Source organism: Erwinia sp. INIA01, assembly GCF_025947915.1.
GTDB classification, from domain to species: domain Bacteria; phylum Pseudomonadota; class Gammaproteobacteria; order Enterobacterales; family Enterobacteriaceae; genus Erwinia; species Erwinia coffeiphila.
In genome coordinates this window covers 22977-45359 of sequence record NZ_JAPDNC010000003.1, presented here as the reverse complement: position 1 = coordinate 45359, position 22383 = coordinate 22977, and the positions used below count along the sequence as shown (strand labels likewise).

General features: G+C 59.2%; 18 protein-coding genes. 16 read left to right on the top strand and 2 right to left on the bottom strand.

All coding sequences use genetic code 11. The features are described 5' to 3' along the window. Positions 1-69: 69 nt before the first annotated feature. A complete protein-coding gene (gene pdxR / locus OMR58_RS05845) occupies positions 70-1503 on the top strand; it encodes a MocR-like pyridoxine biosynthesis transcription factor PdxR (protein WP_264545446.1) in 1434 nt (477 codons plus the stop codon). Here the strand turns inward: pdxR and OMR58_RS05840 are convergent. Next, positions 1493-2677 carry an MFS transporter gene (locus OMR58_RS05840; RefSeq protein ID WP_205066299.1) on the bottom strand — a complete coding sequence of 395 codons (1185 nt, stop codon included), beginning with the start codon at positions 2675-2677 and terminating at the stop codon, positions 1493-1495. The genes pdxR and OMR58_RS05840 overlap by 11 nt on opposite strands. Before the next feature lie 581 nt (positions 2678-3258). Here OMR58_RS05840 and OMR58_RS05835 point away from each other — a divergent pair. The 15 genes from OMR58_RS05835 (at position 3259) to OMR58_RS05765 (ending at position 21091) form a co-directional block, all read left to right on the top strand. Next, positions 3259-4245, top strand: coding sequence for an autoinducer 2 ABC transporter substrate-binding protein (locus tag OMR58_RS05835; RefSeq protein ID WP_105591230.1), 987 nt, complete (start codon positions 3259-3261; stop codon positions 4243-4245). A 52-nt stretch (positions 4246-4297) separates the two neighbouring features. Further along, positions 4298-5797 carry a sugar ABC transporter ATP-binding protein gene (locus tag OMR58_RS05830; protein WP_200562949.1) on the top strand — a complete coding sequence of 500 codons (1500 nt, stop codon included), beginning with the start codon at positions 4298-4300 and terminating at the stop codon, positions 5795-5797. After that, on the top strand, positions 5790-6776 hold the full coding sequence (locus OMR58_RS05825) for an ABC transporter permease (RefSeq protein ID WP_200562951.1): 987 nt from the start codon (positions 5790-5792) through the stop codon (positions 6774-6776). The genes OMR58_RS05830 and OMR58_RS05825 overlap by 8 nt, the downstream gene beginning before the upstream one ends. Position 6777: 1 nt before the next feature. Further along, positions 6778-7731: an ABC transporter permease gene (locus tag OMR58_RS05820; RefSeq protein ID WP_200562953.1), complete on the top strand. Its 954-nt coding sequence runs from the start codon at positions 6778-6780 to the stop codon at positions 7729-7731. 15 nt (positions 7732-7746) lie between these two features. Continuing rightward, complete coding sequence (locus OMR58_RS05815) at positions 7747-9384, top strand: FGGY-family carbohydrate kinase (protein ID WP_105591226.1); 1638 nt, start codon at positions 7747-7749, stop codon at positions 9382-9384. Continuing rightward, the gene (locus OMR58_RS05810) at positions 9381-9989 is read left to right on the top strand and encodes a KpsF/GutQ family sugar-phosphate isomerase (protein ID WP_105591225.1); all 609 of its coding nucleotides are present in this window, start codon (positions 9381-9383) and stop codon (positions 9987-9989) included. Before OMR58_RS05815 ends, OMR58_RS05810 begins: the two co-directional genes overlap by 4 nt. 158 nt (positions 9990-10147) lie before the next feature. Then, positions 10148-11332: a mannonate dehydratase gene (gene uxuA / locus OMR58_RS05805; RefSeq protein WP_105591224.1), complete on the top strand. Its 1185-nt coding sequence runs from the start codon at positions 10148-10150 to the stop codon at positions 11330-11332. A gap of 107 nt (positions 11333-11439) precedes the next feature. After that, positions 11440-12906 carry a fructuronate reductase gene (locus tag OMR58_RS05800; RefSeq protein ID WP_264545445.1) on the top strand — a complete coding sequence of 489 codons (1467 nt, stop codon included), beginning with the start codon at positions 11440-11442 and terminating at the stop codon, positions 12904-12906. Positions 12907-12922: 16 nt separating this feature from the next. Then, positions 12923-14335, top strand: a complete 1413-nt coding sequence (gene uxaC / locus OMR58_RS05795; protein WP_264545444.1) for a glucuronate isomerase — start codon at positions 12923-12925, stop codon at positions 14333-14335. Positions 14336-14423: 88 nt separating this feature from the next. Continuing rightward, entirely contained in the window at positions 14424-15206 is a 783-nt protein-coding gene (uxuR, locus tag OMR58_RS05790) for a Uxu operon transcriptional regulator (protein WP_264545443.1), read from the top strand. Between the two features lie 15 nt (positions 15207-15221). Then, positions 15222-15812, top strand: a complete 591-nt coding sequence (locus OMR58_RS05785) for a TetR/AcrR family transcriptional regulator (protein WP_200546129.1) — start codon at positions 15222-15224, stop codon at positions 15810-15812. A gap of 367 nt (positions 15813-16179) precedes the next feature. Further along, positions 16180-17985: a beta-glucuronidase gene (uidA, locus tag OMR58_RS05780; RefSeq protein ID WP_264545442.1), complete on the top strand. Its 1806-nt coding sequence runs from the start codon at positions 16180-16182 to the stop codon at positions 17983-17985. Between the two features lie 6 nt (positions 17986-17991). After that, entirely contained in the window at positions 17992-19389 is a 1398-nt protein-coding gene (uidB, locus tag OMR58_RS05775) for a glucuronide transporter (RefSeq protein WP_105591219.1), read from the top strand. A gap of 20 nt (positions 19390-19409) precedes the next feature. After that, the gene (locus OMR58_RS05770; protein ID WP_264545441.1) at positions 19410-20687 is read left to right on the top strand and encodes a glucuronide uptake porin UidC; all 1278 of its coding nucleotides are present in this window, start codon (positions 19410-19412) and stop codon (positions 20685-20687) included. 137 nt (positions 20688-20824) lie between these two features. Then, on the top strand, positions 20825-21091 hold the full coding sequence (locus OMR58_RS05765; RefSeq protein ID WP_264545440.1) for a YceK/YidQ family lipoprotein: 267 nt from the start codon (positions 20825-20827) through the stop codon (positions 21089-21091). A gap of 35 nt (positions 21092-21126) precedes the next feature. On the opposite strand, the gene fabB is transcribed toward OMR58_RS05765, so the two are convergent. Continuing rightward, positions 21127-22350, bottom strand: a complete 1224-nt coding sequence (gene fabB / locus OMR58_RS05760) for a beta-ketoacyl-ACP synthase I (RefSeq protein ID WP_200562972.1) — start codon at positions 22348-22350, stop codon at positions 21127-21129. Positions 22351-22383: the final 33 nt, after the last annotated feature.

The window sequence follows — 22383 nt, the reverse complement described above, 5'->3', positions numbered from 1 at the left end:
AGTCCTGCCATGATAGGGCCAGATTGGCCTTAACAGTAAGACCATTAATTAACAGAGGATAAGACCCATATGCCGCATAACGCCGTGCCGTTTCTCGCACTGCTGGGCCAGCAGCAGGCCGCTACGCTGCGCGAGCGCGTCTGCGCGATGCTGCGTAAAGCCATCCGCAGCGGTGTACTCGGCCATGCTGCGCGTCTGCCCTCTTCCCGCCTGCTGGCGCAGGATCTGGCGATATCCCGCGTAACGGTTGAAGCCGCCTATGCCCAGCTGGAAAGCGAGGGCTATCTGAGCCGACAAACTGGGCGCGGTACTTTTGTGGCCAGCGATTTACCTGCTGCCCCCGTCAGGCCGGTGACGTCTCCACCGGTTCAGCTTTCCACACGCGGCGGCCTGATCGATCGCGGCGGCGGCTGTAACGACCCGCAGTTTCCGCAGGCCTTTGCTGCCGGATCGCCCGATCTGCGCGCTTTTCCGCACCGTACCTGGCGGCGGCTAATGCAGCAGCGGCAAAGGCTGGAGGGGGAAAAGCTGATGGGCTACGGCGATCCGCAGGGATTACCGCAGCTGCGAGAGGCGGTGGCGGACTACCTTGGGCAGTCGCGCGGCGTCCGATGCAGCGCCGGGCGAGTAATGATCCTTACCAGCTCACAGCAGGCATTGCAGATGATTGCGCTGCTGCTGTGCGACAGCGGCGACCCTGTGTGGCTGGAGCATCCGGGCTATGCCGGGGCCTGGCATGCCTTTCGCAGCGCCGGGGCGCAAGTGAGTGGTATCAGCGTGGATGAACGCGGCGCGGTGCCCGCTACGCAGGCTGCACCCAAGCTGGTATATCTGACGCCTTCCCATCAGTATCCCACCGGCGTCACCCTCAGCCTGCCTCGTCGACTGGCGTGGCTGGAGTTTGCCCGCCGCAGCGGCTGCTGGCTGGTTGAAGACGACTACGACAGCGAATTTCATTACGACGGTAATCCGCAGCCTGCGCTACAGGGGCTGGAGGATAATGCGCGGGTGCTGTACCTCGGCACCTTCTCCAAGGTGCTGTTTCCCTCACTGCGGCTGGCGTATCTGGTGGTGCCCGATGCGCTGATCGCCCCACTTTGCCGCCTTCGCAGCATGATGGACGGCCACAGCGCACAACTGATGCAGGCGGTGACCGCCGATTTTATTCAGCACGGCCACTTTGCCGCCCACCTGCGGCTGATGCGCCAGCTGTACGGCAGCCGCCGCGACCTGCTGCGCCGGGACCTGGCGGAAAAGCTGGGCGACAGGCTGACGCCACTGGCCCATCAGGGAGGATTACAGCTCACCGTGCAATTAAACCACGGCGGCGAACGGCGGCTGACGGAGCAGGCCGCCGCGCAGGGGCTGCTGCTGCCGCGCCTGTCGCCGCTGTATCACCAGCCGGGCAGCGAGGCGCGCGAGGGATGGATACTGGGATACTCGGCGCTGCAGCCGAATGAAATCACCCAGGCGGTCGATAAGCTGGCTCGTCTCAGCTACTAACCGCGCTGCGGGCGAAGCTGAAGGTGACGATGATACCCAGTGCCGCACAGGCGGCTCCGGCAAGAAACACCGAACCGTAGCCGAAGGTGGTAGCCAGAATACCGGTCAGCGGGCCGCTGGCACCGTAGGCGATATCCTGGAAGGCGGAAAATCCGCCCAGTGCGGTACCGCGCACCTGGGGTGCGACTCGCTTCAGCACCTCAACGCCCAGCGACGGGAATACCAGCGAACAGCCGCAGCCGGTCAATGCTGCCCCGGCCAGCGCCACCCAGCCGTTCGGCGCAATGCCCAGCAGCAGCAGGCCCAGCGCCTCAACGCCCAGCGAGACCAGCGCAACCCGCGCGCCACCCAGCCGGTCCGGCAGACCACCGAAGAAAATTCGCACCATCACAAACGCCACGCCAAACGCGGTGAGCGCAAATCCGGCATTGCCCCACAGTCGGTCGGCAAAATAGAGCGAGGTAAACGTACCAATTACCGCAAAGCCGGTGCCCTGTAGCGCCAGCGCGCAGCCGGGCTGCATAATCTGCCCCACCACTTTCCACAAAGAGGGGCGTTCGCCACCCAGCACCGGCACCGCTCTGATGCTGAAATTAATCAGCAGCGCCACCAGCGGCAACAGGATCGTCGCCGCGCCCAGCGCCATAAAGCCCCACTGGCTGTGCAGCATCAGGCCCAGCGGTGCCCCGGCGGCCAGCGAGCCGTAAATTGCCATGCCGTTCCACGACATCACCTGACCGGAGCGTTTCGCCCCCACCAGTCCCATTCCCCAGGTCAGATTACCGGTCAGCAGCAGGCTTTCACCGAAGCCGAGCAGCAGCCTGCCCGCCACCAGCAGCGCAAACTTTCCGGCCACCGGCAGCGGCAGAAAAGCCGCCAGCAGATAGGCCACACCAACCAGCGCCAGCGCCAGAATCCCCTGCACGGTGGTGCGTTTAGCGCCGCGCTGGTCGGCCAGCCTGCCGGCATAGCCGCGCGTCAGCAGCGTGGCAAAAAACTGAATGCCAACCGCGATGCCCACCATCACGTTGCTGAGGCCCAGCTCCTGATGGACGTAAAGCGGGATCACCGGCAACGCCAGCCCGGCGGTCAGATAGGTAAGGAAAACGGCAAACGAAATCCGCGCCAGCTCGCGGGTAGCCTGCGCAGGGCGCGCTTCAACACTGACCGACATGCTTACTTCTCCTGAGGAAAACCCACGCTGCCCGCTGAAGGATGCGGCAATGATATGGAATTTTTTTTTCAAAGAAAAAAATATTGGCTGTTAAATTTCATTTCGTCAATAAATGAAAACGGAGATCGTGAGATGCCTCGCATTCACAAATTTTGAGGGGTTGGCTGCGCTTTGTATGAAAATAACGTAACTATTTCCAACTTTATTCTCGTCAGACAGAGCGTAGCCGGAAGACAAAATGGGATAATCCTCACAATTCCGATAACAAAATCGCCTGAATTATGCTCTGAAAGCCCATTCATGCCCGAGACAGCGGACTCATCCGGCCATATGATACTAAAATGTTATGAAAAATAAATTAATTAACAAATCAATAACTTAAATTTGGAGTAAAATTACCACTGGATGCAATAAATTAACAAATATTTAACCAAATTAGTTGCATAAATAAACATAAAAAGTTAACGATCACATAATCTCCTTCCGCTCAGCTCCTCCGCAAATCGTTCTTGCTATCCTGGTGCCGTTGTTAAAACCCCGTTACCTGACAAAAACACGCCCTACAAAACAAAGGTACTGCTATGAAATTCAATCTCGCATTACTGAATGCATGTGTTGTTTCCGCCTGCATGCTGTTAACCACCCCGCTGATGGCCGCGGAAAAACACGATATTGCGCTGGTCGCCAAAGTGACCGGCATTCCCTGGTTCACCCGCATGGCCGTAGGCGTGGATGAAGCAGCGAAAAAACTCGACGTCAACGCCTATCAGGTGGGAGGCTCCACCGCCGATCCGGCGCAGCAGGTTAAAGTGATTGAAGACCTGATCGCCAAAAAAGTCGACGCGATTATCGTGGTGCCCAACGACGCCAAGGTACTGGAGCCGGTGCTGAAAAAAGCCCGCGATCAGGGCATTGTCGTGCTGACCCACGAATCACCGGACCAGCAGATTGGCCAGTGGGATGTGGAAACCATCGACAGCGTGAAGTATGCCGAGAAGAACATGGATGAACTGGCCAGCGCGATGGGCGGTCAGGGCGGCTATGCCATTTACGTTGGTTCGCTGACCGTGCCTCTGCACAATGCCTGGGCGGATGCGGCGATTAAATACCAGAAAGAAAAATATCCTAACATGCACGAAGTCACCTCCCGCCTGCCGGTGGCGGAAAGCATTGATAAATCCTACGCCACCACGCTTGACCTGATGCGCACGTACCCGGACCTGAAAGGCATTATCGGCTTTGGTTCACTCGGCCCAATCGGTGCCGGTCAGGCCGTGAAGAGCAAGCGTGCGAAAAACAAAATTGCCGTGGTCGGCATTGCGATGCCGGCTCAGGCAGCGCCATACCTGGCCTCCGGCGATATCAAAAAAGCGCTGCTGTGGGACCCGAAAGATGCCGGATTCGCGCTGGTCAGCCTGGCAGATCAGCTGCTGGACGGCAAACAGGTCACGCCTGACCTGACCATCGACGGCATCGGCAAGGCGGATGTGGACATGGAACATCACGTCATCCGCTTCAACCGCATTCTGGAAGTCACCAAAGACAACGCAGCATCCCTCGGCTTTTGATTGATTCGGGCCAGCGCTTGCTGGCCCCTCCCCAACACCAGGGCACTAACTTATGGCCACGCAAAATACCTTTATTTCGCTGGAAAATATCAGCAAATCGTTCCCGGGCGTACGCGCGCTGGATAACGTCTCGCTGACGCTGAATCGTGGTGAAGTCCACTGCCTGGCCGGGCAAAACGGCTGCGGTAAAAGCACGCTGATCAAAGTGATATCCGGCGTTTATCAGCCCGATAAAGGCTCGCATATCAGTGTTGACGGCAAGCGTTTCCCGCGCCTGACTCCGGCGCTCTCCTCATTCTACGGCGTGCAGGTGATTTATCAGGATCTGTCGCTGTTCCCGAACCTGACAGTGATGGAAAACATCGCCATCCACCGCATGCTGCCGGGCGGCGATCTGCTGGTCAATCGCCGCGCGATGCGCCAGCTGGCGGTGGACACCATGAACCGCATCGGGGTTAACCTCGATCCGTCTCGCAAAGTGGAAAAGCTGTCGATCGCCGATCGCCAGCTGGTCGCCATCTGCCGGGCGCTGGCCGCCAAAGCCAGCCTGGTGATTATGGATGAGCCCACCGCCTCCCTGACTCGTCATGAAGTTAACGGCCTGCTGCGGGTAGTCAACGAGCTGAAGGCCGCCGGGATCTGCGTGGTATTCGTCAGCCACAAGCTGGATGAGGTGATGGAAGTCTCCGACCGCATCAGCGTGATCCGCGACGGTAAGCTGGTCGGCACCTGGCAGGCCAGCGAGCTGGACAGCGATGAACTGGCGTTTCTGATGACCGGCCAGCGCTTCAGCTTTAGCCACCTGCCGCAGCGCGCCGACGGCGACGAAACGCCGCTGCTGGAGGTGCGCAACCTCAGCCGCCGCAACGAGTATCAGAATATCAATTTACAGCTGCGGCGCGGGGAGATCGTCTCTATCGTCGGCCTGCTGGGGGCCGGACGCACCGAACTGTGCCTGTCGCTGTTTGGCATCAGCAAACCGGACAGCGGTGAGCTGATCGTTGACGGCCAGCCGGTGACGCTGCGCCACAACCGCGACGCCATCCGCCACGGTATCGCCTACGTTTCGGAAGATCGCCAGAGCGAAGGGCTGATTATGCCGCAGTCGATTTTCGACAACCTGCTGGTGTCGATCTTCGATCGTCTGCGCGGCGGGCTGGGCCTGATGGATCGCCAGAAAGCGCGGCAGCAGGCGGCCGATCTGATCCGCGAACTGAATATCAAAGTCTCCGACAGCCAGCTGCCTGTGCAGACGCTCTCCGGGGGTAACGCCCAGCGCGTGGCGATCGGTAAATGGGTGGCGACGCAGCCGAAAGTGCTGATCCTCGACTCGCCGACCGTTGGTGTCGATATCGCTAATAAAGAAGGGATCTATCGCATTGCACGCCAGCTGGCCGAATCGGGCATGGCGGTGCTGATGATCTGCGATGAGATCCCGGAAGCTTACTACAACAGCCATCGGATACTGGTGATGCGCAAAGGCGAGCTGGTTGCCAGCTTCGCACCACACCAGTGCCGCGAAGAAGAGATCGCCGGGGTGGTCAATGAATAATAAATTACGCCAGCTTATCGGCTATCACGAGTTCTGGCTGGGCATGCTGATCCTGCTGCTGGCGGTGGGCCTCAGCCTGCGCACCAGCGAATTCTTAACCCTCGGTAACCTGACCGACGTGGCCACCAGCTATGCCATTCTCGGCATTCTGGCCTGTGGTCTGTTTGTGGTGCTGATTGCCGGTGGGATCGATATCTCATTCCCGGCGATGACCGCCATCGCGCAGTACGTCACGGCCAGCACCATGCTGGCGCACGGCGGCAATCTGATCAGCGTGTTTGCCGTAGCAATGGCCGTCGGCCTGCTGCTGGGTATGGTGAACGGGCTGCTGGTTTACCTGCTGCGGGTTCCAGCGATTATCATCACCATCGCCACGCTGAATCTGTTCTATGGCCTGCTGGTGTGGTTCACCGGTGGGACCTGGCTGTACGGCTTCCCGGACTGGTTTATGAACGGCATCAACTGGTTCTCCTTCACCGCCGCCGACGGCTATGAATACGGCCTGACGCTGCCGCTGCTCTGCCTGCTGGGCACCTTTATTGTGACCGGATTCCTGATGAACTACACCCGCCTTGGTCGGCAGATCTTCGCCATGGGCGGCAACCGCGAATCGGCGGCACGCCTCGGCATTAATCTGCGCGGCCTGCACCTACGGGTGTATGGCTATATGGGCCTGCTGGCGGGCGTGGCTGCGGTCGTTCAGGCCCAGACTACCCAGTCGGTGGCACCTAACTCACTGGTCGGCTATGAGCTGACGGTGCTGGCGGCGGTGGTGCTGGGTGGCACCAGCATGAGCGGCGGGCGCGGCTCGCTGACCGGGACGCTGCTTGGCGTGCTACTGCTGGCCTTCCTGCAAAACGGACTGACGCTGCTGGCCGTCTCCTCCTACTGGCACATGGTCTTCAGCGGCGCGATTATTCTGTTCAGCGTCAGTGCAACGGCGTGGAATGAGAAACGCAAACAGGTTAAGGGGAATTAAGATGCAAAGTCTGCTGAAGGTTTTGCCAGGCGACCGGATTATTCGCCTGCAGCTGTTGATGATCGCCATCGTGCTGGTGCTGTTTTCCCTGACGCTGGGTTCACGCTTTTTTAGTTTAGGTAACTTCCAGTCTATCGCCGGGCAGTTGCCGGTGCTGGGACTGCTGGCGCTGGGCATGGGCGTCACGATGCTGACGGGCGGTATCAACCTGTCGATTATCGCCAGTGCCAACGCCTGTTCGCTGGTGATGGCGGCGATTATCGTTGCCCATCCCGATCAGCCGGCCTGGCTGGCGATTGCCCTGCTGGCCGGGCTGCTGCTGGCGGTGGCTATCGGCGTACTGAACGGCGTGCTGATTGCGGTGATCGGCGTGTCCCCGATTCTGGCTACGCTCGGCACCATGACGCTGATTGCCGGACTGAATATTCTGCTGACCAACGGTGCGGTGATTTCCGGCTTCCCGCCGGTAATTCAGGCGATTGGCAACAGTTCGCTGGCGGGCATTCCGCTGTCGCTGCTGCTGTTCCTGGCCGTGGCCGCCCTGCTGTGGCTGCTGCTGGAGCGCACCACGCTGGGCCGCAGCATCCTGCTGCTCGGGTCGAATTTACAGGCCACCCGCTTTAGCGGCGTGAATACCACCCGCGTGCTGATTACCGTTTACGTTCTGTCAGCTCTGATGAGCTGGGGCGCGGCGCTGCTGATGATGTCGATGTTTAACTCGGCGAAGGCGGGCTACGGCGAGTCCTGGCTGCTGGTAACCATTCTGGCCTCGGTGCTGGGAGGCATTAACCCGGACGGCGGATTTGGCCGGGTTATCGGGCTGGTGCTGGCGCTGATTGTCTTACAAATGCTGGAAAGCGGACTGAACCTGCTGGGGGTCAGTAGCTACCTGACCATGGCACTCTGGGGCGGCGTACTTATCCTGTTTATTGCGCTACAGAATCGCAAAAACTGATTATCGAGGGAAAAAATGAGCAGCTATTACATTGGTGTGGATGTAGGGACCGGTAGCGCACGCGCGGGCATTTTCGATATTACCGGCCGAATGATGGGCCAGGCCAGCCGCGAAATCGCGCTGTATCGCCCGCAGGCGGACTTCGTTGAACAGTCCTCGGATAATATCTGGCAGGCCGTGTGTCAGTCGGTGCGCGATGCGCTTAACCAGTGCAATATCAACCCGGTACAGATCAAGGGGCTGGGATTTGATGCCACCTGTTCGCTGGTGGTGCTGGATAAAGAGGGGCAGCCGCTGACGGTCAGCCCGTCCGGCCGCAATGAGCAGAACGTGGTGGTGTGGATGGATCACCGCGCCATCGTGCAGGCCGAGCGCATCAACGCCATGCAGCATGAAGTGCTGGACTACGTGGGCGGGGTGATCTCCCCGGAGATGCAAACACCGAAGCTGATGTGGCTGAAACAGCATATGCCGGGCAGCTGGAATAATATCGGCCACCTGTTCGACCTGCCCGACTTTCTGACCTGGCGCGCCACCGGCGATACTACCCGCTCGCTCTGTTCGCTGGTCTGTAAGTGGACCTATCTGGCGCACAAAGAGGGCTGGGATGCCAGCTACTTCCGCGAAATCGGCCTGGAAGACCTGCTTGAGCACGATATGGCGAAGATCGGCAGCGAAGTGAAAAGCATGGGCGAACCGCTGGGCCGCGGTCTGACCCAGCGCGCCGCACTGGAGCTGGGGCTGCTGCCGGGCACGGCGGTCAGCGCCTCGATCATCGATGCCCACGCCGGGAGCCTGGGCACGCTGGGCGCCTCCGGCCCTTCCGGCGAGCTGGCTGACTTTGACCGCCGCATCGCGCTGATTGGCGGCACCTCAACCGGGCATATGGCCATCTCTCGCGAGCCACGTTTTATCAAGGGCGTCTGGGGGCCGTACTTCTCGGCGGTGCTGCCGGACTTCTGGCTGAACGAAGGTGGCCAGTCGGCTACCGGCGCGCTGATTGACCATATTATCCAGTCGCACCCGTGCTACACCACGCTGCGTGAACAGGGCAAAAGCCAGGGGAAAACCATCTACGAGGTGCTGAACGAGCTGCTGCGTAAGATGGCTGGAGAGGTTGACCAGATCGCTTTCCTCACCCGCGATATCCACATGCTGCCCTACTTCCACGGCAACCGTTCCCCGCGCGCTAATCCGCATCTGACCGGCATGCTGACCGGGCTGAAGCTCTCCCGCACGCCGGAAGATATGGCGCTGCAGTATCTGGCCACGATTCAGGCAATCGCGCTGGGCACCCGCCATATCGTCGAAACGATGAACCAGAGCGGCTACAGCATCGATACCATTATGGCGAGCGGCGGCGGCACCAAGAACCCGATCTTCGTGCAGGAGCACGCTAACGCCACCGGTTGCACCATGCTGCTAGCCGAAGAGAGCGAGGCGATGCTGCTGGGCGGCGCGATAATGGGCACCGTGGCTGCGGGCGTGTACGACACGCTGCCGGAAGCGATGAACGCCATGAGCCGCATCGGCAAGACCGTGACGCCGCAGACCAACGAAATCAAACGCTACTACGATCGCAAGTATCAGGTGTTCCGCGAGATGTATCACGACCAGATGAAGTATCGCCAGATGATGCAGGAGGGCTCATGAGTTCCCTGCCCGACTGGGAACAGGCCACGGCGGCCTGGCAGACCTACCGCCAGGCGCTGGAATCCCTGGAAAGCGAACTCGATCGCCAGCAGTGGCAGGCGGTGCTCGACGCGCTGGCGAGCTGTCGCGGAAAAATCGCGGTCACCGGCATCGGCACCTCCGGCATTGCCGCGCGCAAAATCGCCCATATGCTGGCCTGCATTGAGCATCCGGCGATCTGGCTGAGCGCGGCCGATGCCGCCCACGGTGATATCGGTTTTCTGCGCGAAGGCGACGTGTTGATTATGCTGTCGCGCGGCGGCAACTCGGACGAACTGACGCGGCTGCTGCCGACGGTCAAAGCGAAAGGCACCACGCTTATTGCCGTCACTGAAAATGCCGCGTCGGCCATTGCGCAGCAGGCCGACCTGCTGCTGCTGATACCGAAAAGTCAGGAGGTCGACCCGTTACAGATGCTGGCAACCACCTCAATTATCAGCGTACTGGCGGTTTTCGACGCGATGGTGGCCGCACTGATGAGCCGCAGCGGCTACAGTAAAGAGACGCTACTGGCCGTGCATCCCGGCGGTAACGTCGGTAAGGTGCTGCGTGAAGCGCAGGAGTAATCGTTAAAAATGCTACACAGGTCAACCAATGAAAGATAATTGGTTGACTTCACTTCCCACCTGACCGATTTTATCTGCCAGCAGATGATCTTGCGTCCGCCAGCCTCGCGGCGGATGCGTCATCACCCCGTTCACCGCAGATAAAAGAGGAATTCAACATGAAACAGACCTGGCGCTGGTATGGCCCTGACGATCCGGTAACCCTGGCCGATGTGCGCCAGGCGGGCGCTACCGGCGTAGTCACTGCCTTGCACCATATCCCCAACGGCCAGATCTGGTCGGTGGAGGAAATCCTCAAGCGTAAAGCCATTATCGAAGCCGCAGGACTCGTCTGGTCGGTGGTGGAAAGCGTGCCGATCCATGAAGAGATCAAAACCCACAGCGGTCAGGTCGATCTCTGGTGCCGCAACTACCAGCAAACCCTGCGCAACCTGGCGCAGTGCGGTATCCGCGTGGTGTGCTACAACTTCATGCCGGTGCTGGACTGGACGCGAACCGACCTCGAATACCTGCTGCCGGACGGCGCGAAGGCGCTGCGCTTCGACCAGATTGAATTTGCGGTGTTCGAGCTACATCTGCTGAAACGCGCAGGCGCGGAAGCGGACTACACGCCGGAAGAGATTCGTGAAGCCGCAGAACGCTTTGCCAGCATGAGCGACGCGCATAAAGAGCGGCTGGTACGTAACATTATTGCCGGTCTGCCGGGTGCCGAAGAGGGCTATACGCTGGAAGCCTTCGGCCAGGTACTGGCAACCTATGACGGGATTGATAAAGCCAAACTGCGCGAAAACTTCGCTTACTTCCTGCGGGCAATCATTCCGGTGGCGGAAGAAGTGGGTATCCGCATGGCGGTTCACCCTGACGATCCACCGCGCCCGATTCTCGGCCTGCCGCGCATTGTCTCGACCCGTGATGACATGCAGTGGATGGTGGAAACGGTCAGCAGCCCGGCTAACGGCTTTACCTTCTGCACCGGTTCCTACGGCGTGCTTGCCGAGAACGATCTGGTGGCGATGTTCAAAGAGTTTGCGCCGCGCGTCTGGTTCGCCCACCTGCGCTCCACCCGCCGCGAAGAAAATCCGCGCACCTTCCATGAGGCCGCGCATCTGTACGGCGACGTGGATATGTATGCGGTGATCAAGGCGATTGCCGAAGAGGAGCAGCGCCGCCGGGATGAAGGCAGTGACGATCTAATCCCGATGCGCCCCGATCACGGTCACCAGATGCTGGACGACCTGCATAAAAAAACCAACCCCGGCTATTCAGCCATTGGCCGTCTGAAAGGACTGGCCGAAATGCGCGGCGTTGAATTAGCGATTCACCGCGCCTTCTTCACTCAGTAAACCGTTGCGGCAGGGGGCCTCCCCTGCCGATATCACACTTTCCGGCCTTATCGTCTTACCCGCAGACCCTGCCGCCGCGCAGGCGTAGCGGATAACAGGAGTTTGCTATGGAACAGAACCTCGTTAGCGGGGCGGTTAACGCTGCACGCCCGAGCTGGGACGCTTCACGCCTTGTGCCGCGCATCGTCCACCTTGGCTGCGGCGCGTTTCACCGGGCGCATCAGGCGCTTTATACCCATCAGCTGCTGAGCAGCAGCGACAGCGACTGGGGAATCTGCGAAGTCAGCCTGATGTCGGGACGCGGCGCGCAGCTGATTGGCGATCTGAACGCGCAAAACCGGCTGTACACCGTTGCCGAACGCGGTACCGGTGGCACCGAACTGCATATTGTCGGCGCTGTGGCAGAAGCCCTGCATCCGCAGTCCGACGGCTGCCAGGCAATCCTGGAGGCGCTGGCCCGGCCGGAAACGGCGGTCGTCTCGCTGACCATCACTGAAAAAGGCTACTGTACCGGTGCCGCCAGCGGTCAGCTGGACCTGAACAATCCGCTGATTCAGCACGATCTTGCCGATCCGCAGCAGCCGCAGTCGGCAATTGGCTATCTGGTCGAGGCGCTGGCTATTCGCCGCCATCGGGGGCTGCCGGGCTTTACCGTGCTCTCCTGTGATAATGTGCGTGAGAACGGCCACGTAGCCAAAGCGGCGGTCACTGGCCTGGCGCAGGCGCGAGATGCCGAACTGGCCGCCTGGATCGCGCAACACGTCACCTTCCCCTGCACCATGGTCGACCGCATTGTCCCCGCCGCGACCGCTGAAACCCTGGATGAGATTGCGCAGCAGCTCGGCGTTTACGACCCCTGCGCCATCGCCTGCGAGCCTTTCCACCAGTGGGTCATTGAAGACAACTTCGTCAACGGCCGCCCGGAGTGGGATCGCGTCGGTGCGCAGTTCGTCAGCGATGTAGTGCCCTTTGAGCTGATGAAGCTGCGGATGCTGAACGGCAGCCACACCTTCCTGGCCTGCCTGGGATATCTGGCGGGCTACCGCACCATTGCGGAAACGGTCAGCGACCCGGCGTTTCGCCGTGCGGCCCGTTCGCTGATGCAGGATGAGCAGGCACCGACGTTGACCATGCCACCGGACACCGACCTGTCCGGCTACGCCGCGCGGCTGATTGAGCGCTTCAGCAACCCGGCGCTGAAGCATCAGACCGCACAGATCGCCAGCGACAGCAGCCAGAAGCTGCCGCAGCGGCTGCTCGATCCCATTCGTCAGCATCTGCGCGAGGGCAGCGACTGGCGCTACCTGGCGCTGGGCGTGGCCGGGTGGATGCGCTACGTCGGTGGCGTTGACGATCGCGGCGAGCGCTATGCGGTGGTTGACCCGCTGGCCGCCACCTTCGCAGCCATCCACCAGCAGCCGCATACCCCGGCAGAGCGGGTTCGTGCCCTGCTGGACATCGGCGATATCTTCGGCAGCGACTTACCGGCGCACCCGCACTTTGTTGATGCGATTACAGTGGCCTACTGCCAGCTACTCAATGACGGAGCCGCCGCAGCGGTTGCCGCACGCTAACCTCTGGGAGGAACTGATGAGCAGATTTATGAGTGAGGATTTTCTACTGCATAACGGCACCGGGCGCGAACTGTACCATCGCTATGCGGCAGCCATGCCGATTTTTGATTACCACTGCCACCTCAATCCGCAGGAAATTGCCGAGGATCGGCGTTTTGAGAATCTCAGCCAGATCTGGCTGGCGGGCGATCACTACAAATGGCGGGCGCTGCGTGCCGCCGGAGTCGATGAATCGCTGATTACCGGCAGCGAAAGCAGTGATTACGAAAAATATCTCGCCTGGGCGAATACCGTGCCGCGCACGCTGGGCAACCCGCTCTATCACTGGACGCATCTGGAGCTGCGCCGCCCGTTTGGCATCCGGGATACGCTGTTCGGGCCAGATACCGCGCAGGCCATCTGGCAGCAGTGTAACCAGCAGCTGGCCACGCCGGAATTTTCCGCGCGCGGGATTATGCGCCAGATGAACGTGCAGATGGTCGGCACCACCGACGATCCCATCGACTCGCTGGTTTACCATCGCCAGATAGCGGAAGACCCGGGGTTTTCCGTTGAGGTTGCCCCGAGCTGGCGACCGGACAAAGTCTTTAAAATCGAGCTTGCGGGCTTCGTCGACTATCTGCACCAGCTGGCCGCAGCAGCGGACGTCAGCATCAGCCGCTTTGAGCATTTGCGCACCGCGCTGACCAGGCGGCTGGATCACTTTGCCCGCCACGGCTGTCGGGCGGCCGATCACGGCATTGAAACGCTGCGCTATGCGCCTGTGCCGGACGACGCGCAGCTGGACCGCATCCTCAGCAAGCGCCTTTCCGGCGGCGAGCTGAGCGAACTGGAAACGGCGCAGTTCAGCACCGCCGTGCTGGTGTGGCTGGGGCGGCAGTATGCGGCGCGCGGCTGGGTAATGCAGCTGCATATTGGTGCTATCCGCAACACCAATACCCGGATGTTCCGGCAGCTCGGTGCCGACAGTGGTTTTGATTCCATTGGTGACGGGACTATCGCCTGGCCGCTCTGCCGCCTGCTGGACAGTATGGACGTTAGCAACGAGCTGCCGAAAACCATTCTCTACTGCCTCAACCCGCGCGATAACGCGGTGCTGGCGACGATGATCGGCAATTTCCAGGGAGCGGGGATCGCCGGGAAGGTGCAGTTTGGTTCAGGCTGGTGGTATAACGACCAGAAAGACGGCATGACCGCGCAGCTGACCCAGCTGGCACAGATGGGCTTCCTCAGCCACTTTGTCGGCATGCTCACCGATTCGCGCAGCTTCCTCTCCTACACCCGCCACGAGTACTTCCGCCGCCTGCTGTGCAATATGATCGGCCAGTGGGTAGAGGACGGCGAGCTGCCGGACGATGAGACAATGCTCAGCGGACTGGTTGAGGACATCTGCTTTAAAAACGCGCGGCGCTATTTCGCCATAGCGTGATCTTCCCCACGGCAGACGCAGAAACTGGCTGACCCATTATGCTATAGTGGCCGACATCAATCGGTGACTGCGGATGCCTGTACAGAAGATGAAAGCGGATAGCACGATAAAACAGACCGGCCAGCAGCGCCCCTATCAGGAAGTGGGGACCCTGCTGCGTAACATGATTGCCCAGCAGCAGTATGCGGTGGGCGACAGGCTGCCCCCCGAGCGTGAAATCGCCGAACGGCTGAACGTCAGCCGAACGGTGGTGCGTGAAGCGCTGATCATGCTGGAGATCGAAGGCCTTGTCGACGTGCGGCGCGGCGCGGGGATCTTCGTTACCGATATGCCTGCTGAGCCATCCGACGCGGTTCCGGCGGCGGTCACCTCCGAGAGCGCCGCCGGTCCGTTCGAGCTGCTGCAGGCGCGCCAGCTGCTGGAGAGCAATATTGCCGAGTTTGCCGCCCAGCAGGCTACCCGCGACGACATCATTAAAATGCGGCGCGCATTGCAGATCGAAGAGCAGGAGCTGGTCAGCGACGACCACGAAAGCGGCGATATGCAGTTTCATCTGGCGATTGCCGAAGCCACCCACAACAGCATGCTGGTTGACCTCTTTCGCCAGTCCTGGCAGTGGCGTGAAAATAATCCGATGTGGACCCAGCTGCACAGCCATCTGAAAGATACCCACTACCGTCAACAGTGGCTGACCGACCATCAGCAAATCCTCGCGGCGCTGATTAAGAAGGATGCCAAAGCCGCCAAGCAGGCCATGTGGCAGCACCTGGAAAACGTCAAAAACCGACTGCTGGAGTTCTCCGACGTTGATGACATCAATTTTGACGGCTACCTGTTTACCTCATGGCCGTTAAATCACCTTAATTCCTGACGTTGAGCGAGCAGCATGGATTCTGAAAACACTCCGCCTTCCCCAACCCGGCTGCGCGTGCTGGCTGCGGCCCGCGCCTGTTTTTCCCGCGATGGCTTCCACGGCGCGTCGATGAAAAACATCTGCAAAGCCAGTGAAATCAGCCCCGGTACGCTCTATCACCACTTCCCGAGTAAAGAGGCGCTGGTGGAGGCAATCATCGAGGAAGACCAGCTGCGCGCTTTCTCACGCTTTGCTCAGGATAAACCCGATAGCGACCTGGTGGAGACGATCGTCAACAACCTGCTGGCGGTGCGCGAGGAAGATCGCGCACAGCGTGCGCTGGTGGTAGAGATTATGGCCGAGGGCATGCGTAACCCACTGGTGGCGGAGATGCTGGACCGCAAACATCAGGCGATTATGGCGATGATCGAGTCTCGCCTTCGGCAGGCGCAGCAGCAGGGCGCGGTGGCTGCCGATCTCGATCTGCCCGCCACGTCCAGCCTGCTGCTCTCCCTGACCTACGGTATTCTGGCTGATACCGGCACCGGTTCCGCGCTGAGCGAAGCGCAGCGCCGCCGGGCGCTGTCGGCGATGATAAACGGCGTGCTGCGCCCGGTTGGCTAAACGGCGCGGCCAGCCAGCACTCAGCACTCAGCACTCAGCACTCAGCACTCCATTTCTTTAAATAATTACCGTTAAAACAGCAACATGAGACTAATGTCATCGTGCTATTTTTCACACCTCGCACTCGAACGAACGTTCGATTGATCATCTGGCGAAGAAAGTCAATGACCCTCAATCGACGAACGTGAACTCCCTCTCCTTTCCATCTGTTGGCGCGCGGCTTTTATGATCCATCCACCATCGATCGCTTCTGCCGATAACGATCCTGAGACGTGCATGGTATTTGTTTAAGCCGTCAGCAATTTGGTTGACCATTTTAAAACTGGTTAACCTTTACGTTTTTTAAACCTGTAATGGAGAGAGATCGATGTTAAAACCCATTGAAACCCGTAGTCGCGAAATCAAAACGCTGGATGGCCTGTGGGACTTTGCCGTTGACCGCGACAACCAGGGAATGAGCCAGCGCTGGTGGCTTCAACCGCTGAATGACAGCCGCAGCATTGCGGTTCCCGGCAGCTTTAACGAGCAGTTCGCCGATGCGGAAATCCGTAATCACGTCGGTAACGTCTGGTATCAGCGCACGGTGATCGTCCCGGCAGGCTGGCAGGATCGCCGCATGGTGCTGCGCTTTGACGCGGTCACCCATTACGGCAAGGTATGGGTGAACGATCGCGAAGTGATGGAACATCAGGGCGGCTATACCCCGTTTGAATGCGTGATTTCCCCGCAGGCCAAACCCGGCGAGAGCATCCGCATCACCGTCTGCGTCAACAACGAGCTCAGCTGGCACACCATCCCGCCGGGCACCATCGTGCAGGACGATGCCGGTAAACGCGAGCAGCTCTACTTCCACGATTTCTTTAACTACGCCGGTATCCATCGCAGCGTGATGCTTTACACCACCCCGGAAACCCACGTCCGCGATATCCACGTGGTTACCGAACTCGCCGACAACCACCAGCAGGCCACCGTCCGCTACAGCGTGGCGGCAGAAGGCAAGGTGCGCGTGGTACTGAAGGACAGCCAGCAGCAGATCGTCGCCGAAAGCGAGGGAGCCAGCGGTGAACTGCAGGTGAATGCGCCGCATCTGTGGCAGCCTGGCAATGCCTATCTCTATACCCTGTGGGCCACGGTCAGCGACGGCAGCAGCCACGACGAGTATCCGCTGCGCGTTGGTATTCGTACGGTAAAAGTGGTGGGCGAACAGTTCCTGATCAACGATCGACCTTTCTACTTCACCGGCTTTGGCCGACATGAAGACGCCGATATTCGCGGTAAAGGATTCGATCACGTGCTGATGGTGCACGACCACGCGCTGATGAACTGGATCGGGGCCAACTCCTACCGGACATCGCACTATCCTTACGCCGAAGAGATGCTCGACTGGGCGGACGAACACGGTATTGTGGTGATTAACGAAACGCCGGCGGTGGGGCTGAATCTGGCGCTGGGCATCACCTTTGACGGCGCGGCCAAACCAGCGCAGCTGTTCTCCGACGAAGCGGTCAACGATGAAACCCAGCGGGCACACCTGCGGGCGATTGAAGAGCTGATTGCCCGCGATAAAAATCACCCGTCGGTGGTAATGTGGAGCATCGCCAACGAGCCGGATGCCAACCAGCAGGGTGCCCGGGACTACTTTGCTCCACTGGCTGCAGCCACGCGCGAACTGGACCCTACCCGCCCTATCACCTGCGTTAACGTGATGTTCTGCACCGCCGAGAGCGACACCATCACCGATCTGTTTGATGTGGTATGCCTGAACCGCTACTTCGGCTGGTACACCCAGTCGGCGAATCTGGCGAAGGCGGAACGCGCGCTGGAATCCGAGCTGCGCGCCTGGCAGGAGAAGCTGCACCGACCGATTATCATCACCGAATACGGTGCCGATACGCTGGCGGGGCTGCACTCGTCCTATCAGGAGATGTGGAGCGAAGAGTTCCAGAACGCCTTCCTCGATATGTATCACCGGGTCTTCGATCGCGTCAGTGCGGTAGTGGGCGAACACGTGTGGAACTTTGCCGACTTTGCCACCTCGCAGAACATTATTCGCGTTGGCGGTAACAAAAAAGGCATCTTCACGCGTGACAGAAAGCCGAAATCTTCCGCATTTATTCTGCGCGATCGCTGGACCTCGCGTACTCCGTTCACCAAACCCGGCGATGCGGAGTAATCCCCGATGAAAAATAGCCTCACATGGAAAAATATTGTGGGCTATGGCTTAGGCGACGTTGCTAACAACTTCGCCTTTGCTATGGGCGCGATGTTTTTACTGAACTATTACACCGATACCGCCGGTATTCATGCGGCCGTCGCCGGAACCATGCTGCTGGTGGTGCGTATTTTCGATGCCGTCGCTGATGTGGTGGTGGGCAGAGTGGTGGACAGCACCCGCAGCCGCTGGGGAAAATTCCGGCCGTTTATTCTTTTCGGCGCAGTGCCACTGATGATCTTCAGCATCCTGGTGTTTTCCGTGCCGTCATTTTTAAGCGACGGACAGAAGATTTTCTATATCTATCTGACCTATATGGGACTCGGAGTCTGCTATTCACTGGTGAATATTCCCTACGGATCGCTTTCCACCGCCATGACCCAGAACCCGGAGGAGCGCGCCAGGCTGGGGGCTGCCCGCACGATTATGGCCTCGTTTACCTATACGCTGCTGGCCTTCGTCATCTCCCCGGCTATCGGCGGCGGACACGGTGAGTCGCAGTCCACCTACACGCTGTATACGGCGATTCTGGCGGTGGTCGGCGTGGGTCTCTACTGGATGTGCTTTGCCAGCACGCGGGAGAACATCACCCGCACGGTCGAGCAGCCGTCGCTGCGCATCAGTCTGCGCACGCTGAAGAGCAATCGCCCGCTGATTATTCTGTGCCTGGTGGCGATAGCCACTCTGACCGGCACCTTCTCGCTCAGTGCCGCCGGGCTGTACTACGTGCGCTATATCCTCAACGATATGAGCTACTTCAGCGTGCTGATTTTTATTCAAACCTTCCTCGGCGCGGTACTGGCCGCCCCGCTGGTGCCACGGCTGGTCAGGCGCATCGGGAAAAAATCGACCTTCCTGCTCGGCTCGGGGATTGCCGCCTGCAGCTATCTCACGCTGTTCTTTTTCCTCTCTGCATCGCCGTACGTCGCTTTTGCCCTGTTTGCCTGCGCGTCTTTTGGTGCCAGCCTGTGCATGACGGTGATGTGGGCGCTGGAGGCGGATACCGTGGAATACGGCGAATATCGCACCGGGGTGCGCATTGAAGGCTTAACCTACTCGCTGTTCTCCTTCACCCGCAAATGCGGCCAGGCGCTGGGCGGCTCCCTGCCCGCGTTTATTCTCGTGTCGTTCGGCTATGTTTCTAACCAGCCGCAAACGGCGGAAGCGGTGATGGGCATTAAACTGTCGGTGGCGGTTATCCCCGCGCTCTTTATGCTGCTGGCTTTTATCGGGATGGTCTTTTATCCGCTGACTGAAAAACGCTATCAGCAGATATTAATTGAGATTGAACAGCGCAAGAAAAATAGCCAGGAATTCTTAGAGACACTGGAAGAAAACCAGGTCTACCGCCGCAGAACAGAATAATAACCCATTCGGGGTGAATAATGATGACACTGATAGCGAGAAATACGCTGATCGGCGGCTGCGTGCTGCTCTGCAGCTGGCCACTGTATGCATCCTCATTTAATCAGCAGGATGATGATGAGGTAAGACTGCGTTTGAGAAACGAACTGCGCCGGGCAGACAAACCCAGTGCAGGCAGCGGGCGGGATATTTACGCCTGGGTGCAGGGAGCGGCGCTGGAATATAACAGCCGTTATTTTCAGGATCGGCTGGGCGTGGATATCGGGGATTTTTACGTATATAAGCTGGGCGCACGAAATAACTGGAGTTCACGCTGGTATCTTAACGGCACGGACAGTTTTAATCGCTATACCGCCGCGTTGAAATTTAAAGTTTCCGAGCAGCTGTATATTAAAGCCGGACGGATGGTCACCGACAGTGCCTATACCGGCGGCAAGGATCTGTTAATTATTAATTCGTCGTCGCAACGAACGGTGCCGACATTATCCGATGCGGTATTAATGCAATATCGGGTCGATGATGAGCTGGATATTTATGCCATGTATCGCCACGGGATTTATACCTATCCCGACGTGGCGGAAGGAGTACACAAAACCGGACCGGTTAACCCGGCAACCTATCGCCACGACACGCTCCGGCCACAGTATATCGCCGCGCTGGCCTGGCAGCACCAGTGCGATAACGCCGGGCTGGCCGTTTCCTGGCAGGAGGACGTGGCGGCGCAGGTGATGACCAAAGCCGCGCGGTGCTTCCCGCTGGCGGGCGACGGACAGGCGACGATCAAGCCCGAATTTATGGCGTTTTATGCCCGGCTTAACGGCACCAGCGCGGGCTATGACGGACCGGATAATGCGTGGGTGATGAGCGGGCAGTTGAGTTATATCGTACCGCGCGGTCGACTCTCGTTTGGCGTGGGTAAAACCGGTAATAAACCCAACGGGCTGAGCGGTATTGATACCGATTTGGGCTATCCGTTCGATTTAAGCATCGACCGCAACCACAGCGATATGTGGTCGGTACAGCTTGGCGGCACGCTGAATCTGCCGGGTGATACGTTTGTCGGCATCGCCCCGATTCTGACCCACGGCTATGAGGATACCCGCCACCGGGTGACCATTAACGGGCTGAGTACCAATCTACTGTTTGGCTATCAGCCACAGGACGGGCTGTTCAAGGGCGCGAAGGCGCTGCTGGTGCTGAACAAAGCCCGGGAACATCGCAACGGCAGTGCTTTTGGCGATCGGCTGGACTATTACGATATCAAGATGAATCTGCAGTACGATTTTATGCTCAAGTAACCCCGCGATGGCGTCAGAAGTAAGTGGTTGACGCCGGACGCTCCCCCCGCAGATAAACGTTATCCGCACGTATCGCCCAAACCCTTTTTGCGATCCTCCGTAAGTTGTTTACGCCCATCGCACACAGGGAACCAACTATGTTACGGATGCTCACGCTGATGATTTGCCTGACGGCCCTCGCCGGCTGCGCCACCATGGACAGCAGAACCCCGGAAAACTATCAGAGAAACTCATTCTATTCAGGCACGCAGCAGGATTATCACTGCTTTTTTGATTCGGCGCTGTGCGCGCTCGATCTGCCGCTGTCGGTAGTGGGTGACACGCTAATGACCCCGTTTGACGGCTGGTACTGGTATCAGACGCCTGATGACGGCGGGAAGGGAAACAGCAAGGTCGAGGATTGAGTGAACGGGGGTGAGAGCTCACCCCCGCTAAAAACTTACTTCAGCTTGCGCATCACCAGGGTGGCGTTGGTGCCGCCGAAACCGAAGCTGTTGGACATGACGGTGGTCAGTTCACGCTCGGTTGGCTTGGTGATGATATCCAGGCCTTCAGCCGCCGGGTCCAGTTCGTCGATGTTGATACTTGGCGCGATAAAGCCGTGTTCCAGCATCAGCAGCGAGTAGATAGCTTCCTGCACGCCTGCGGCACCCAGAGAGTGGCCGGTCATCGCTTTGGTCGCCGACATCGCCGGGGTTTTGTCCGGGAAGACCGCACGGATTGCGCCCAGCTCTTTCACGTCGCCTACCGGAGTAGAGGTGCCGTGAGTGTTGAGGTAATCAACCGGCGTATCCACGCCTTCCATTGCCATACGCATGCAGCGCATTGCGCCTTCGCCCGATGGCGCAACCATGTCCGCACCGTCAGAGGTCGCACCGTAGCCGACGATTTCAGCATAGATGTGAGCGCCACGCGCCAGCGCGTGCTCCAGCTCTTCAACCACGACCATGCCGCCGCCGCCAGCGATAACGAAGCCGTCACGGCTGGTATCGTAGGTACGGGAGGCTTTTTCCGGGGTTTCGTTGTATTTGGTAGAGAGTGCGCCCATGGCGTCAAACTCACAGGACATTTCCCAGCACAGCTCTTCGCCGCCGCCGGCAAACACGATGTCCTGCTTGCCCAGCTGGATCTGCTCAACCGCATTACCGATGCAGTGGGCAGAGGTCGCACAGGCGGAGCTGATCGAGTAGTTCACGCCGTGAATTTTGAACGGGGTCGCCAGGCAGGCAGAAACGCCGGAAGCCATGGCTTTGGTCACCATGTAAGGACCGACACCGCGCAGGCCTTTCGCGCGCATACCGTCAACGCTGGCCGCCTGATAGAACGGGGAACCGCCGCCGGAACCGGCAACCAGACCCACGCGTGGATTATTCTGATACTGCTCTACAGTCAGGCCGGAATCCTTTACGGCATCCTGCATAGCCAGGAAAGCATAGATAGAAGCGTCGCTCATAAAGCGCAGCATTTTGCGATCGATACGCGCGGAGATATCGTCCTTAGACAGTTTGACGTTACCCCAGACGTGACTACGCATGCCCGAATCTTTCAGCTCCTGCGAGAAGGTAATACCGGAACGTCCTTCGCGTAATGACGCCAGAACTTCTTCCTGGTTGTTACCGATACTGGATACGATTCCAAGGCCAGTAATCACAGCACGTTTCATTCAATACCTCTTCTACTTCTCTATTATTAGGAT

Coding starts and splice junctions, on each gene's coding strand:
- uidB (WP_105591219.1), top strand. CDS start 17,992: ATGAAAAATAGCCTCACATGGAAAAATATTGTGGGCTATGGCTTAGGC.
- fabB (WP_200562972.1), bottom strand. CDS start 22,350: ATGAAACGTGCTGTGATTACTGGCCTTGGAATCGTATCCAGTATCGGT.
- uidA (WP_264545442.1), top strand. CDS start 16,180: ATGTTAAAACCCATTGAAACCCGTAGTCGCGAAATCAAAACGCTGGAT.
- pdxR (WP_264545446.1), top strand. CDS start 70: ATGCCGCATAACGCCGTGCCGTTTCTCGCACTGCTGGGCCAGCAGCAG.
- OMR58_RS05825 (WP_200562951.1), top strand. CDS start 5,790: ATGAATAATAAATTACGCCAGCTTATCGGCTATCACGAGTTCTGGCTG.
- OMR58_RS05800 (WP_264545445.1), top strand. CDS start 11,440: ATGGAACAGAACCTCGTTAGCGGGGCGGTTAACGCTGCACGCCCGAGC.
- OMR58_RS05770 (WP_264545441.1), top strand. CDS start 19,410: ATGATGACACTGATAGCGAGAAATACGCTGATCGGCGGCTGCGTGCTG.
- OMR58_RS05830 (WP_200562949.1), top strand. CDS start 4,298: ATGGCCACGCAAAATACCTTTATTTCGCTGGAAAATATCAGCAAATCG.
- uxuR (WP_264545443.1), top strand. CDS start 14,424: ATGAAAGCGGATAGCACGATAAAACAGACCGGCCAGCAGCGCCCCTAT.
- uxaC (WP_264545444.1), top strand. CDS start 12,923: ATGAGCAGATTTATGAGTGAGGATTTTCTACTGCATAACGGCACCGGG.
- OMR58_RS05835 (WP_105591230.1), top strand. CDS start 3,259: ATGAAATTCAATCTCGCATTACTGAATGCATGTGTTGTTTCCGCCTGC.
- OMR58_RS05765 (WP_264545440.1), top strand. CDS start 20,825: ATGTTACGGATGCTCACGCTGATGATTTGCCTGACGGCCCTCGCCGGC.
- OMR58_RS05810 (WP_105591225.1), top strand. CDS start 9,381: ATGAGTTCCCTGCCCGACTGGGAACAGGCCACGGCGGCCTGGCAGACC.
- OMR58_RS05785 (WP_200546129.1), top strand. CDS start 15,222: ATGGATTCTGAAAACACTCCGCCTTCCCCAACCCGGCTGCGCGTGCTG.
- OMR58_RS05840 (WP_205066299.1), bottom strand. CDS start 2,677: ATGTCGGTCAGTGTTGAAGCGCGCCCTGCGCAGGCTACCCGCGAGCTG.
- OMR58_RS05820 (WP_200562953.1), top strand. CDS start 6,778: ATGCAAAGTCTGCTGAAGGTTTTGCCAGGCGACCGGATTATTCGCCTG.
- OMR58_RS05815 (WP_105591226.1), top strand. CDS start 7,747: ATGAGCAGCTATTACATTGGTGTGGATGTAGGGACCGGTAGCGCACGC.
- uxuA (WP_105591224.1), top strand. CDS start 10,148: ATGAAACAGACCTGGCGCTGGTATGGCCCTGACGATCCGGTAACCCTG.